Genomic DNA, 13350 nt, shown 5'->3' with positions numbered 1-13350 from the left:
TTGCAAATCAGCCGTCTGGAGCGTGGACCGAATGCTTCTCACCCTCCAGACGGGGGACGCGCGCCGGTGCCGACCGGGCCGTCGAACGGCTGGCGCGCGTGGGCCGCCAGTCGGATAAAAGCTGACAGACCGGACGCCGCCGTTGGGTTAGACTCGAAAAATTCCTGCCCCGATGTCTCCCGCCGCGCCATGGCAGGCGCCGGAGATCGAGTGCCTGGACCCAAGGAGACGTCCCGCATGTATGCAGAGTCTGCGCTAGACCGCCGTACCCCCGATCACGGCTCCGACCCGGCCGCAGCCGGCGCCGCGTCGGCCGTCCCCCCCGCGTTGCCCGAAGCGCCGCCGCGCGACCTGCGCCGTGTCCCCATCCATCCCGATTTCTGGTATCCGCTGGCCTGGTCGCGCGAGGTCAAGGCGGGCCGCGCCCATGGCGTGACATTCGCCGGCGACCCCATCGTGCTGGTGCGCACGGCCACCGGCAAGGTGTTCGCGCTGGAAGACCGCTGCGCGCACCGTCAGGTGCCGCTGCATGCCGGCGTGGTGGACGGCGAGTCGATCCGCTGCTGCTACCACGGCTGGACCTACGACTGCACCGGCCGCTGCATCGACGTGCCGTACCTGGGCAAGGAACGCCTGCCCAACGGCGTGCGCGCGTACCCGTGCCAGGAGCGGGCCGGGCTGATCTTCGTGTTTCCGGGCGATCCGGGGCTGGCCGAGCAGAAACCGCTGCCGGAGTTCGCGTCGGTGTCGGACCCCAAGTACAAGACGCGCCGCCTGGGCCGCGCGGTCAACTGCCACTATTCGTTTATGCACGAGAACCTGATGGACATGAACCATCAGTTCCTGCACCGCAAGCAGATGGGCATGATGCGGGCGCGCTCGCTGGGCCGGCGCCGTGGCGACGACTTTGTCGAGGTGGACTATGTGTTCGAGCGCGAGGGCGGCAAGCAGCCCGTGGGCGAGGCGCTGGTCTTCGGCAAGGACGGCGGCCAGAACAACAAGGACGTGATGACGGTGCGCACCGGCTATCCGTATCAGACGCTGCAGATCCGTTCGGGGTCCGGCACGCTGGTCATGGACCTGTGGATCGTCTACGTGCCGCTGGACGCCGCGCAGCGCACCAATCGCACGTTCGGCATGCTGTCGATCCGCCGGCCCGGTATTCCGCTGCTGCTGGATGCCGCGTGGCCGCTGCTGGTGTGGTTCACCGAGCGGATCTTCAAGGAAGACCGCGAGATCGTGGAGATGGAGCAGGCGGCCCATGACCGCCAGGGCGAGGACTGGAACCACGAGGTGTTCCCGGTCATCAAGGAACTGCGCGATCTGCTGCGCCAGTGCGGCGCGCGCACGGTGATCCCCATCCACCCCGTACCGGCCGGGCCGGGCTGAGCCGAGCCGCGTGTTCCGGGCGCCCGGGATGCCCCGGGCCGGCCGGCATGCCCCGGGCGTCCGGGACACCCGGCCAAATTCAGGCCTGGACGGCCTGGACGTCCTGGGATAGCGTCGGATAGTCGGTGTAGCCCTGGGCCGGCTCGCCCGCGCTGCCATACAGCGTGGCGGGGTCCACCGCGTTCAGCGCGGCACGTTGCTTCAGCCGATCCACCAGATCCGGGTTGGCGATATAGGCGCGGCCAAATGCCACCGCGTCGGCGTCGCCGCTTGCCAGCACCGCCTGGGCGGCATCGTGGTCGAACCCGTCATTGGCGATGATCGCGCCGCCAAACGCCCGTTTGATCTGCGGCAGCAGCGCACCTTCCCCCTGCGTTTCGCGCACGAACAGGAAGCCCAGCCCACGCTGGCCCAGCGCCTGGGCCACGTAGCCGAACGTTTGCGCCGGCTGGGTCTCGCTCATCGAATGGCTCGGCGAACGCGGGGCCAGGTGCACGCCCACGCGGCTGGGGCTCCAGACCGCCGTCACGGCGTCCGCCACTTCCAGCAGGATGCGGGCGCGGTTTTCGACCGATCCGCCATAGGCATCGGTGCGGACATTGCTGCCGTCTTGCAGGAACTGGTCCAGCAGGTAGCCGTTGGCGGCATGGATCGTCACGCCGTCAAAGCCGGCCGCCTTGGCATTGGCCGCGGCCCGCCCGAAATCGGCCACGACATCGGCGATCTCCGCCACGGTCAGCGCGCGCGGCACCACGAACGGACGCTGCGGACGCAACAGGCTGACGTTGCCGCCGGCCGCGATGGCGCTGGGCGCCACCGGCGTGCGGCCATCGAGCAGGCTCGGGTCCGAAATGCGGCCGACGTGCCACAGCTGGGCCACGATGCGGCCGCCGGCACGGTGTACGGCATCGGTCACCTGTTTCCAGCCGGCAACCTGCTCGTCGGACCACAGGCCCGGCACGTTCGGGTAGCCCACGCCATCGGGCGACACGGGCACGCCTTCGGAAATCAGCAGGCCGGCGCTGGCGCGCTGGGCGTAGTACTCGGCCATCAGCGCGTTGGGAACATGTACCGGGTCGGCGGCGCGCAGACGCGTCAGCGGCGCCATCACGATACGGTTGGGCAGGTGCAGGTCACCAATCTGGAGCGGATCGAAAAGGGTAGTCATAAGCTTATGCGGCTGGGCTATAAGGCTTTCAAAATGAAAGTATCGAAAGCATAGCAGCGCGCGGTAAGATCGCTATCGTTGTTTCCGTACATGTCCGTTGTTCACGCTGGAACAATCACGGGAGGGGGCATGATGCATGTCACGCACGCGGCGCTCAGGCAGGTGAGCCGGCCGCTGATGGTGATGCTGGCGCTACTGATGGGCGCCTGCGCCGGGTTGCCGCAACGACCGCCGCTGGCACCCGAGATGGCACTGCAGGACACCAGCGACACCATGCTGGCGCGCGGCATGGCCCCCAGGCTGGCTCAGCATCCGGGCCAGTCGGCCTTCTATCCGCTGCTGTCCGGCACCGATGCCCTGGCGATGCGGATCGCCCTGGCGCGCACCGCGCAGCGCAGCCTCGACGTCCAGTACTACATTTTCGATGCCGACAACACCGGCCTGACGCTGCTGGCCGAGATCATGGCCGCCGCCGACCGGGGCGTGCGGGTGCGGGTGCTGCTGGACGATATCCACCTGGCCCGGCAGGACCACGCGCTGTCGGCCGTGGATGCCCATCCCAACGTCGAAGTGCGGGTATTCAACCCGTTCGCCAGCCGCAATGTGCGGCTGTTCGAGTATGTGACCGACTTCCGGCGCATCAACCGCCGCATGCACAACAAGTCGCTGACGGCCGACAACCAGCTGACCATCGTGGGCGGGCGCAATATCGGCGACCAGTACTATGGCGCGGCCGACACCGATTTCACCGATCTCGACCTGCTGGCCGCCGGGCCGGTGGTGCCCGAGGTGTCGGCCGTGTTCGACGACTTCTGGAACAGCGAGGCCGTGTATCCGCTATCGGCGATGGCCACGCCGCCCAGCGGCGACGAGGCGGCCACCCAGCAGCAGAAGCTGCGCACCTATCTGGACGAGCACGCCGTGAACATGCGGGCCACACCCTACGGGCAGTCTCTGCTGGAAACCGGCATCGTGCAGCTGCTGCGCGACAACAAGCTGCCCGAGTACTGGGGCCAGGCCACCGTGATTGCCGACCGCGCGGCCAAGGTGCTGCTGCCGCCCGAGGACGACTCGACCCACGCGATTCCGAAGCTGGTGAAATTCCTGGAAGGCGCGCAGCACGACCTGACGCTGATCTCGCCGTACTTCGTGCCGCCGGACGCGGCCATGACCTGGCTGACCGACATGCAGAAGCGCGGCGTGCAGGTGCGCATCCTGACCAATTCCTACGGCGCCACCGATGTGTCCGCGGTCCATGCCGGCTATGCGCCCAGGCGCAAGGCGCTGCTCAAGGCCGGCGTCATCCTGTACGAGCTGAAACCGACCGCCTATGCCGAAATGGCCAGGCAGAAGCGTCACCGGGGCCCGGGCGGAAGCAGCCGCGCCAGTCTGCACGCCAAGACCTATATGGTCGACCGCCACGAACTGTTTATCGGCTCGCTGAACCTGGACCCGCGCTCGGCCCGGCTGAACACGGAGATGGGCATCGTCGTCGACAGCAAGGAACTGTGCGACATGCTGGCCCAGGGCGTTGACGATGCGCTGCTGGACGCGGCGTACCAGGTCGTGCTGAGCGACGACGGAGAATCGCTGCAGTGGGTGACGCGCGAGGGCGGGGTGGTGCGCACCTACACCAGCGAACCGGATATGAACGGGTGGGACAAGTTCAAGCAGGGCGTGCTGCGGCTGCTGCCGGTGGAAGAGCAGCTTTGAACGTTTGACGCGGTGGTCGCCCCGCTCCCATGCAGGGGAGCGGGCGGGCGGAGAGCAAGCCGGTCAAGCCGCGATAGCGGCTATTCAGCCCGCGCGCCGATGGCGCCCATCGGCATCAACGATGCAGCAGTTCGCGGAAGCCGGCGATCAGCCGGTGCATGTCGGCCGCCGTCAGCGCGCCCATGGTCGAGATCCGGAACAGTTGCGAAGACAGGCCGCCCTGGCCGGCATAGATGACGAAGCCGCGCGCCTTGAGGCCGTCGTGCAGTTGCTCGTACGTGACGCCTTGCGGCAGCTTGTACGCGCGCAGCACCACCGACGACTGCGCTGCCGGCCACAAGGCCTCGATGCCCAGCGCCGCCAGCCCGCTGCGCACTTCCTCGGCCAGCGCGGCGTAGCGTTGGTGGCGCGCTTGCCAGCCGCCTTCGTCGCCGTGCTCGCGCAGGGCCTCCACCAGCGCATAGAACGCATGGACGGACGGCGTGAACGGCGTGTTGCGCTGGTCCTGCTGCTTCGCGTACCGGGCGATATCGAGGTAGTAGGTGCGGCTCACCGCATGGGCCAGCGCCGCGCGTCGCACGATCACGAAGGCCGCGCCGGGCACGCCGTGCAGGCACTTGTTGGCGGTGGCTGCCACGGCGTCGATATTGCCGCTGAAGTCGATCGGCTCGGCGCCGAAGCTGCTCACCGTATCGCCCAGCAGGCGCACCCCGCGCGCCTGGCACAGCGCGTCGATGGCCGGCAGGTCGTTCAGGCGGCCGGTGGTGGTCTCATGATGGATCACGGCCAGGTGGGTGATGGCCTTGTCAGCCGCCAGCGCCGCGTCGATGCGGGCCAGGTCCGGGGCTTCCATCCACTCGTGCTTCACCACCATGTGCGGGATCTGGTACTGCGTGGCGATCTGCGCGATGCGCTCGCCATAGACGCCGTTCTGCACGATCAGCAGCTTGCCTTGCGCGGGGACCAGCCCGGCGATCATGCTTTCGAGCGCCGCCGTGCCGGAACCGGTCATCAGCACCGCCGTCCAGGTGGCCGGGTCGAGCCCGTAGATGTCCAGCAGCCGTCGGCGCGCTTCGTCCTGCAGGTCGAAGAACTCGCTTTCACGGTGGCACAGGTCTGTTTGCAGCAGGCTCTTGCGGACGCGTTCGGACAGCGTGACCGGGCCGGGATTCAGAAGCAGCATGTGTTCTCTCAAGCGGGTTGGAGTCAGGCGTGGGATCAGGCGTGGCTGGTGTTGCCCTGGTCGGCGCCAATCTGGCGGCCCAGGCGCGTGGACACCTGCACGGGCGTCACCGACGGGCGCGGCAGGTCGTCCGGCGAGCCGGGGCGCGTCTGCAGGCACACGAAGTTCGGGCCCGCCGTGGCCGTGGCCGCACGGGCCAGCACGGCGTCCAGCATGGCCAGGTTGTCGCCCTCGATGGCCGACGCGTAGCCACACGCCGCCGCCACGCCGGCAAACGACACGTTGTGCGACACCGTGGCCTGTCCGCCCGTGGAATCGTGGGCGTTGTTGTCCAGCAGCACGTGCGTCAGGTTGGCCGGGCCATAGGCGCCCAGCGTGGCAAACACGCCCATGCGCATCAGCGCGGCGCCGTCGCCATCGACCGCCACCACCTTCAGGTCCGGGCGTGCGAGGGCCAGGCCGAGCGCGAACGGCGTCAGGCAGCCCATCGATCCCACCATGTAGAGCTGGTTCGGCCGGTCGTCCAGCGCGTAAAGCTCGCGGCCGCAAAAGCCGGTCGATGCCAGTACCACGGTCGAATCGACCGGCGTATGGGCAATCACACGCTGCAGCGCATCCGTGCGGCTCGGCAGCGTGGCCCCGCCGGTGCGGGACACTTCCGGCAGCGCCCTGTCACGTGCGATCGGCCCCTTCTGCGACTTGAGCGGGTAGGGCGCGACGCTGCCCTTCTGCATGATCAGCGCGTACGGGCGGCCCGTGGCGTCCATATGGGCGATGGCCCGATCCAGCGCCGGGCCCACGGCCTGCGGCTCGGTGGGGAACAGCTCCCATGGGATGTCCATCGTATCGAGCATCTGCGGCGTTACCGGACCCATCAGCGCGTGCTGCGGTTCGTCCGCCGCGCCGCCGGGCTGGCCGCGCCACGTGACGATCAGCAGCTGCGGCAGCCGGAACGTCCAGGTCAGCGACGTCAGAGGGCTCACCGCGTTGCCGAGGCCCGAGTTCTGCATCATCGTGATGCCGCGCACGCCATCGCGCGCCCCCTGCGTCACCCCAGCGATAAATGCCACGGCATCGCCCTCGTTGGCGGCCGACACGTAGTGCAGCGACGGGTCCTGCACCACGTAGTTGATGAACGGCGTCAGGTACGAGCAGGGCACGCCCGCATACCATGCGAAGCCGCGCTCGCGCGCGGCTTCCACGAACTGGACCGCCTCGATCATTGAGCGGCCTCGCCGTTGCCCACCGCGAACGGCGTCTGGCCGTGCGCGAAATCGCCGGCGCGGCGGAAGTCTTCCAGGTCGTTCACGCCACGCCAGTGGCCGTGCACGTACTTGACCTCCACCTGTTCGCCGGCGGCGACCAGCGCGTTGAGCAGGTCGGGCAGGTCGAGCTTGTCGAAGTCCGGGCGCTGGCGCAGTTCGCCCAGCAGCGTCTGCAGGCGCGCGCGGCCTTCGCCACGCACGTTCATCAGGCCGATCCAGCGGCCGTGCGGGGCGTCGCCGGCCGGCACGTCGTCCGAGATCTTCTTGAGCAGCACCTTCTGGCCGAACAGGTCGCGGTCGTCCGATGCCGAGCACCAGGCAAAGTCACGCACGCTCTGGTTGGACGGCGCCGATTCCGACGAATCGATCACCACGCTGAACGGCGCATCGGTGTCCACCAGGTCGCGCAGGATGTAGCTGCGGAACAGCAGGTCGCCGTAGGCGATCACGGTGTCGTTCTGCAGCGTGTCGGCGGCGGCCGCCAGCGACGCCAGCTCGCCGGTTTCGGCATAGCGGTCGTTGCGCACCAGGTTGATGCCGGCCGCGTCGATGGCCTCGGCCTTGTAGCCGCCCACCACCGTGATGTCGTTGATGCCCTGGTTCTTGAAGCCGTCCACCAGCCAGCGCAGCAGCGGCTTGCCGGCCACCGGCAGCATGACCTTGGGCTTGTCCTCGGTCAGCGCCTCCAGGCCCTTGCCACGGCCTGCGGCCAGCACCACGGCCGAGCCCGGGACCTGGCCGCCGGTCAGGTAGATCTTCTCGGCGGCCGAGTATTCGTCGGCATCCTGCAGACGGAAGATCTCGTTGACGGTGGCGATGCGGTCTTCCACATTGACCAGCGTCTGGTTCTCGTAGATGTCCTTCGCCACGGCCTGCATGCCCGATGCGGCCACGCGGATCAGGTGGTTGGCCCAGATGATCAGGCTGATGCCAGCCTTGCGGAACACGTCGGTCGGCGTGCTGTAGTACTTGGTCGGCACGATCACCAGCGGGGCGCGGTTGCCCCATTCGCGGGCGAACGTCACGATCTCGTCGGCCTTCGACAGCTTGCTGTGGATCAGGATGGCGTCCGCGCCAGCCTGGCGGTAGGCCTCGGCGCGGCGCAGCGCCTCCTCCATGCCCCAGCCCGCGATCAGGGCTTCCACGCGGGCCACGATCGAGAAGTTGTCGTCGGCCTGCGAATCCTTGCCGGCCTTGATCTTGCCGCAGAACTCGTCGATATCGGCCAGCGGCTGCTGCTCGCCGCCGATGAAGCTGTTGGTCTTCGGGAAGATCTTGTCCTCGATGCAGACGCCGGCAATGCCGCGCTGCTCCAGCTTGCGTACCAGGCGGCGCACATTGTTGAAGTTGCCGTAGCCGGTGTCGCCATCCAGCAGGATGGGCAGGTCGCTGGCGTCGGCCATGAACTCCAGGTTGTCCACCACCTGGGTCCAGCTGGCCTCGTTGTTGTCGCGCACGCCGAACTGGGCCGAAATGGCCAGGCCGGACGCCCAGATGCCCTTGAAGCCGGCCTCGCGCACGATGCGTGCGGACAGGCCGTTATGGGCTTCCATGATGAATTCGAGCTCGTTCGAGAGCAGCATCTGGCGCAGTCGCGCGGCGCGCGACACGGGCACCGAAGTACCGGAGTTGGCGAGCAGGTTCGGGTCGATGGCGTTCATTGGGCGATTCCTACAGGCAGAAGTTGGGGCAGGACTTCAACGGCTGCGCGCGAGACGTCGCCGGGAAAATCGATTTCGATCCACGGGGCGCCGGTCACGTCGGCAGTGTCGAATACGTGGGACTGTTCTAGCAGCAGGTCGCGCACGGCTTCCTCGTGCGGCATGTTGGCGCGGCCCGAGTCGACATAACCCTTGACGATCTCGGCCAGGCGGCGTGCGCAGTCTTCCTTGAAGCGGAAGAAGCCCACCGACTCGCCGATGGTGTCGTACTGCAGGTCGGCCATGAGCTGCTTGCGCAGTTCCACGGGCACGCCGTCCTTCAGGCACAGCTTCACGGGTTCGTCGCCGGCTTCGAAGTCGCGGTCGATCAGCAGGCGGTTCACGGTGTCGCCGGCCACCAGCTTGGCCATGATGCGCTCGTCGTAAAGCACGTCGGCGTCCATCAGCAGCACGTCGCCGCCGCGCGTCATGGCGTCGGCCACGGTATGCACGGTCAGCACGCTGCCCAGGTCGTAGCGCGTGTTGATCACGATTTCGAGGTCGCGGCCGATACGGGCCAGCTCTTCCTTGACCTGGTCCGGCTCGAAGCCGAGCGCCAGCACCACTTCGGTCACGCCGGCCGCGTCGAGCAGGCGCAGGTGACGTTCGAGCAGCGTGAGCCCGTCAAAGCGCAACAGGCATTTCGGGAACTGCTTGCCCGGCTGTTGCTGAAGTCGCAGGCCAAGGCCCGCGGCAAGAATGATTGCTCGCATCACGTTGTTCTCATGAGAAATGAATGTGGCCGCGCTAGCCCCGATCCGCCGCCAGGGCGTGCGCGGCGCGACGGCGCTGGAACTTCCGTTCGCTGAAATGCAGGTACACCAGTCCGGGAATGCCGAGCACCAGCTCGCGCACGCGCTTGGCCAGCGACAGCGCCAGCGCGGCGTCGGGCGGCAGGCCCACCAGCGGCGCCAGCAGCAGGTAGCCGCCTTCCTGCGCACCGAGCGACCCCGGAATGGCAAACGCGGCACCCCGGATGGCCTGGCCCACGCTTTCGAGCAGCAACGCCTCGTGCCAGTCCACCGGATGCCCCAGGAAATAAAGAATCAGCCAGACCTCGCCGGTACCGGCGATCCAGCCCAGCAGGTTAAGCCCGAAGCTGGCCGCAACCTTCTTGCGGTCGCGATACAGTTCCCGAATCGCACTGTCCACGGCGTCGGCACGCAGGGCCAGCCCGGCCCAGCGGCCCGGCCTGGCGTCGCTGCCGTCGCCCCCGTCGCTGCCGTCGTTGGCTGCGGCTTGCGTCGCATCGGCGCGCTTGCCGAACAGTTTCTGCCCGATGCGCATCATGCGGCCGAACATCCCGCGCCGCTGCAGCACGCAGAACGCCAGCACGCAGGCGCCCAGCACCACGGTCACGGCGATGATCGGGGTCCGGTACTCGGACATGTCGCCGTTGGCGCCGAACACGGCAATGCCCAGCAGCGCGAACAGCATCTGCGACAGCGCCTGGGTCGTGGTGCTGACGGTGATGGCGGCCGCCGCGTCGCGCATGCGCGCGCCGCGCTGCGACAGGTAGCGCACCATCAGCACCGGCCCGCCGATCTGGCCGGCCGGCAACAGGCTGTTGACCGATTCGCCGGTCCAGCGCGCCTTGAGCGCGCTGCAGAACGACCCGTGGCGGGTCTTGCGGTCCATCAGCACGGCAATGGCGCCGGCATCGAGCGCCAGCGGCACCAGATGGAACGCCGCCACCACGGCCAGGCCCCAGCCGGCCGACATCAGCGTGGTGGTCACCGCGCCAAAGCCCTGCCAGGCCAGCAGCCCCACGAACAGCGCCGCGCCTACCGACAGAAAAATGAAAGCTGCACGATTCACGCTGCCAACTACCTCGCTGACTTCCCGCCCAGCAGGCGCCGGAACACCTGGCGGAACCCGAAGTACGCCACGGCGTCCTTCATGTTCGAGATGAAGCGCAGCCACGGGCGCATGCCCGGATCGGTCACATATTCGAAGGTCAGCGACACGCGGATCTCGTTCGGGCCGGCCGGCGTGATGCGATGGCGCAGTTTGTCGCCGTCGAACAGCACGATGCCGCCCGGCGGAATCTGCACCGAGCCCGGTTCGTCCGCGATGTCGGGGTTGCGCGTGTGCAGTTCGTAGTCGAGCCGGCAGGTCGATTCGTCCAGCACGCCGATCAGCAGCGTGTAGCGGCGGCCGTCGTAATAGGACGTGTCGTAGTGCCAGCCGATGTGGTCGCCCTGGCGCGTGTAGTAATAGAGCGCGTAGGCGTGCGGATCGGTTTCCGGGCAGACCTGGAGCTTGTCGCCGGTCACGGCTTCCAGCCAGCCGATCAGCGCCTTCGAACGATACAGCTCGGCAATGAACGGGGCCTTTTCGTCGATGGTGTGGCGGCTGACGCTGCCGCCCTGCTTGTGGCCGGGCAGGTAGTTGCGGTTCAGGCCGGACTGCAGCGCGCGGGCCAGCGCCACCAGCTGGGCGGTCTCGTCCGGGCCCAGGAACTTGTCCAGGTACAGGAACGCGCCCTGGCGGTCGAAGTCCTGGCGCAGGGCGGGGGTGTCCAGTTGCGACACCACGCCGGCCACGGCGGCGTCCGGGCGGCGCGTGGCCGGACGTCCGGCCACGGGTTCGGCTTCGCGCGCCAACTGCGGGGCGATGGCGATGTCGCCGGTAACTTGCTCTGGCATGGGCTGCCTCAGTGTTCGGTGGAGGTTGCGACTGGCTGGGGGCGCCGCATGACTCGCCAGTAATCGATGATGACCAACAGGGCAAAAAGCGGGGCGCCGATCGAGGCGGCGGTCAGGAAGGGACCGATACCATCCGTCAGCGTCACCAGCGGCAGCAGGTACAGCACGTCTTCGGTCTCGAATCCGCCCGCCGATGCCTGCCGGGTGCCACTTTTGCCAACCCGCGATTCTATACGCATGCGCAGGAAGAAGATCAGCGCCACGGCAAGGCCCGCGATCGTGCCGCGCAGCACCGGCCCGAAAACTTCGGACGTGCCGCCGGGCGCGGTCGTATTGGCCACGGCCATGCCAAAGCTGACAAACAGCAGCACTGTAATCAGCGCATCGCTGGCCAGGTCGTAAAAGTGACCGATCTTGCTCGATTTGCCGCTAATCCGGGCCAACTCGCCGTCGGTGTGATCGACGAAGTTGGAAATGACGACAAGCAGCGCGCCCCAGTTGCTCCACGCGTAGCCACCCTGCGCAATGCAGGCGATGCCGGCGACGCCGATCAGCAGCCGCAGCGTGGTCAGGTGGTTCGGGGAGACACGGGTGTTCTTGAGGGGCCGCACCAAATGGCGGGCAAGGCGGGCATCCCAGGTGGACGGCAAGGGCGGTTCATCCGGGTATTTAGGGGATTTCTGGTTCATCCGTCAAAACTGATCTGGAGGGGCGGCTCCGGCACTTCGGCGCGCCAGGCGATGCGGAACACTACGCCTACGACGCCCGAAAGACAAGTTCACGAGAATACGCCCTTTCCCGCACCCGTGCAGCAGGGGCGGTCAAGGTGGCGCCATGACCCGCACCGGGCGCACCGCCGCCCGCGTGAAACCGATCACTAAAGTCCTTGCTTAACTATCGGAAGTCTCTATACTAAAGGACATGCTTAACTATTCCGATCCTCTCGACGCCACGTTCCAGGCCCTGGCCGACACCACGCGGCGCACGATGCTCGTGCAACTGGCACGCGGACCGCTGTCGGTCTCGGACCTGGCCAAGCCGCTGGCGATGTCGTTGCCGGCGGTGATGCAGCACCTTTCGGTGCTGGAACAGGCCGGGCTGGTCAGTACCGAGAAGGTCGGTCGGGTACGCACCTGCCGCATGGCGCCCAATGCGCTGAGCGAGGCAGAGCAGTGGATCAGCGCCCGCCGCGCCGAATGGGAAGGCCATTTCGACCGCCTGGGCGAATACCTGGAAACCATGAAAAAGGAGGCAGCATCCGATGGCACCCGCGACCGCAACCGCAACGAAGACTGATACGCCGCAGCACGCCCAGCACCGGCTGACCGTATCGCGCGCCTTCAACGCCCCGCGCGACCTTGTTTTCAAGGCCTGGAGCACGGCCGATCACCTGAAGCACTGGTTTTGCCCCCAGGGCTTCACCGTGCCGGCCTGCGAGGTCGAGTTCCATCCGGGCGGCAAGTTCGACCTATGCATGCGCTCGCAGGGCGGCGAATTCGAGCACTGGATCCGGGGCCGCTTTGTCGAGGTCATGCCGCACGCGCGGCTGGTGATCGACATGACCGTGGTCACCGTCGATGGCAAGCCGCTGTTCAATGCCCTGACGACAGTCGGATTCGACACCGTCTGCGGCGGCACCGAGATGAGCGTGACGCAGGACTACACCTTGCTCGATCCGTCGGCCGGCGACTTCACCCGTGGCGCCGAGGCCGGCTGGAAGCAGACGCTGGACCGTCTGGAGCAGGAAGTGGCCCGTATCGTCGCCGAAGCGCCGCCGCGCTCGGTGGCCCACGGCACCTTCTCGATTTCGCGCACGTTCGATGCCCCGCCGGCGCTCGTGTTCCGCGCGCTCACCGATCCGGGGGCCAAGGCCGAGTGGTTCCGCGGCGGGCAGGGCTACCAGACCGTGTCGCGCGCCATGGACGTGCGGCCCGGCGGCCGCGAGCATCTGCAGGGCAAATGGGAAAACGGCCTGGTGTCCACGTTCGACGCGGTCTATTTCGACGTGATTCCGGACGAGCGGCTGGTCTACAGCTACGAGATGCACATGGGCGACCGCAAGATCTCGGTGTCGCTGGCCGTGTTCGAGCTGAAGGCCGTGGGGCAGGGCACGCAACTGACGCTGACCGAGCATGGCGCATTCCTGGACGGCTATGACGATGCGGGCTCGCGCGAGCACGGATCGCGGCTGCTGCTCGATGCCATCGGTGAATGGGTGGAACAGGCGGCGCGCTGAAACGCCGGCACGCCCGGTCAATCGACAAACCGCAAGGGGCGGGATGGG

The 13350-nt window shown here is 67.5% G+C and carries 12 protein-coding genes; 4 read left to right on the top strand and 8 right to left on the bottom strand.

The annotated features are described in order from the left end of the window. The first annotated feature begins 237 nt into the window (after positions 1–237). Positions 238–1389 (top strand): Rieske 2Fe-2S domain-containing protein, encoded by a 1152-nt coding sequence (locus tag AC24R4_RS25235; protein ID WP_400397432.1) that lies wholly within the window; start codon positions 238–240, stop codon positions 1387–1389. 79 nt (positions 1390–1468) lie between these two features. Here AC24R4_RS25235 and AC24R4_RS25230 read toward each other — a convergent pair whose 3' ends face one another. Continuing rightward, positions 1469–2557 (bottom strand): alkene reductase, encoded by a 1089-nt coding sequence (locus AC24R4_RS25230; RefSeq protein WP_487523813.1) that lies wholly within the window; start codon positions 2555–2557, stop codon positions 1469–1471. 129 nt (positions 2558–2686) lie between these two features. Between AC24R4_RS25230 and AC24R4_RS25225 the strand changes: the two genes are divergently transcribed. Then, positions 2687–4270: a phospholipase D family protein gene (locus AC24R4_RS25225; protein WP_400393386.1), complete on the top strand. Its 1584-nt coding sequence runs from the start codon at positions 2687–2689 to the stop codon at positions 4268–4270. Between the two features lie 115 nt (positions 4271–4385). Here the strand turns inward: AC24R4_RS25225 and AC24R4_RS25220 are convergent, their stop codons facing one another. Genes AC24R4_RS25220 through AC24R4_RS25190 form a run of 7 tightly spaced genes read right to left on the bottom strand, consistent with a single transcriptional unit; the run spans position 4386 to position 11755 of the window. Next, positions 4386–5453, bottom strand: coding sequence for a 2-aminoethylphosphonate aminotransferase (locus tag AC24R4_RS25220; RefSeq protein ID WP_400393384.1), 1068 nt, complete (start codon positions 5451–5453; stop codon positions 4386–4388). Positions 5454–5488: 35 nt separating this feature from the next. After that, a complete protein-coding gene (gene aepY / locus AC24R4_RS25215; RefSeq protein WP_400393383.1) occupies positions 5489–6676 on the bottom strand; it encodes a phosphonopyruvate decarboxylase in 1188 nt (395 codons plus the stop codon). Further along, positions 6673–8379, bottom strand: a complete 1707-nt coding sequence (aepX, locus tag AC24R4_RS25210; protein WP_400393381.1) for a phosphoenolpyruvate mutase — start codon at positions 8377–8379, stop codon at positions 6673–6675. The genes aepY and aepX overlap by 4 nt, the downstream gene beginning before the upstream one ends. Then, positions 8376–9131, bottom strand: coding sequence for a phosphocholine cytidylyltransferase family protein (locus AC24R4_RS25205; protein WP_153950137.1), 756 nt, complete (start codon positions 9129–9131; stop codon positions 8376–8378). The genes aepX and AC24R4_RS25205 overlap by 4 nt, the downstream gene beginning before the upstream one ends. Positions 9132–9165: 34 nt before the next feature. Beyond that, entirely contained in the window at positions 9166–10236 is a 1071-nt protein-coding gene (locus tag AC24R4_RS25200; RefSeq protein ID WP_400393379.1) for a lysylphosphatidylglycerol synthase domain-containing protein, read from the bottom strand. An 8-nt stretch (positions 10237–10244) separates the two neighbouring features. After that, entirely contained in the window at positions 10245–11066 is an 822-nt protein-coding gene (locus AC24R4_RS25195) for a HalD/BesD family halogenase (protein WP_400393377.1), read from the bottom strand. Between the two features lie 8 nt (positions 11067–11074). Beyond that, positions 11075–11755, bottom strand: a complete 681-nt coding sequence (locus AC24R4_RS25190) for a CDP-alcohol phosphatidyltransferase family protein (protein ID WP_400393375.1) — start codon at positions 11753–11755, stop codon at positions 11075–11077. A gap of 232 nt (positions 11756–11987) precedes the next feature. Here AC24R4_RS25190 and AC24R4_RS25185 point away from each other — a divergent pair, with 232 nt between their 5' ends. Both AC24R4_RS25185 and AC24R4_RS25180 read left to right on the top strand, forming a co-directional pair. Next, positions 11988–12362 (top strand): ArsR/SmtB family transcription factor, encoded by a 375-nt coding sequence (locus AC24R4_RS25185; RefSeq protein ID WP_092595571.1) that lies wholly within the window; start codon positions 11988–11990, stop codon positions 12360–12362. Next, entirely contained in the window at positions 12328–13302 is a 975-nt protein-coding gene (locus AC24R4_RS25180) for an SRPBCC domain-containing protein (protein WP_487523812.1), read from the top strand. Before AC24R4_RS25185 ends, AC24R4_RS25180 begins: the two co-directional genes overlap by 35 nt. The last annotated feature ends 48 nt before the right edge of the window (positions 13303–13350 follow it).

Source organism: Cupriavidus sp. CER-90 (assembly GCF_057652055.1).
The sequence above is the reverse complement of the archived record's forward strand: the minus strand, read 5'-3'. Positions and strand labels throughout refer to the sequence as shown.

Bases quoted from the DNA above. Each gene is read 5' to 3' on its own strand.
- AC24R4_RS25235 (WP_400397432.1), top strand. From the start codon at position 238: ATGTATGCAGAGTCTGCGCTAGACCGCCGTACCCCCGATCACGGCTCC.
- AC24R4_RS25230 (WP_487523813.1), bottom strand. From the start codon at position 2,557: ATGACTACCCTTTTCGATCCGCTCCAGATTGGTGACCTGCACCTGCCC.
- AC24R4_RS25225 (WP_400393386.1), top strand. From the start codon at position 2,687: ATGATGCATGTCACGCACGCGGCGCTCAGGCAGGTGAGCCGGCCGCTG.
- AC24R4_RS25220 (WP_400393384.1), bottom strand. From the start codon at position 5,453: ATGCTGCTTCTGAATCCCGGCCCGGTCACGCTGTCCGAACGCGTCCGC.
- aepY (WP_400393383.1), bottom strand. From the start codon at position 6,676: ATGATCGAGGCGGTCCAGTTCGTGGAAGCCGCGCGCGAGCGCGGCTTC.
- aepX (WP_400393381.1), bottom strand. From the start codon at position 8,379: ATGAACGCCATCGACCCGAACCTGCTCGCCAACTCCGGTACTTCGGTG.
- AC24R4_RS25205 (WP_153950137.1), bottom strand. From the start codon at position 9,131: ATGCGAGCAATCATTCTTGCCGCGGGCCTTGGCCTGCGACTTCAGCAA.
- AC24R4_RS25195 (WP_400393377.1), bottom strand. From the start codon at position 11,066: ATGCCAGAGCAAGTTACCGGCGACATCGCCATCGCCCCGCAGTTGGCG.
- AC24R4_RS25190 (WP_400393375.1), bottom strand. From the start codon at position 11,755: ATGAACCAGAAATCCCCTAAATACCCGGATGAACCGCCCTTGCCGTCC.
- AC24R4_RS25185 (WP_092595571.1), top strand. From the start codon at position 11,988: ATGCTTAACTATTCCGATCCTCTCGACGCCACGTTCCAGGCCCTGGCC.
- AC24R4_RS25180 (WP_487523812.1), top strand. From the start codon at position 12,328: ATGGCACCCGCGACCGCAACCGCAACGAAGACTGATACGCCGCAGCAC.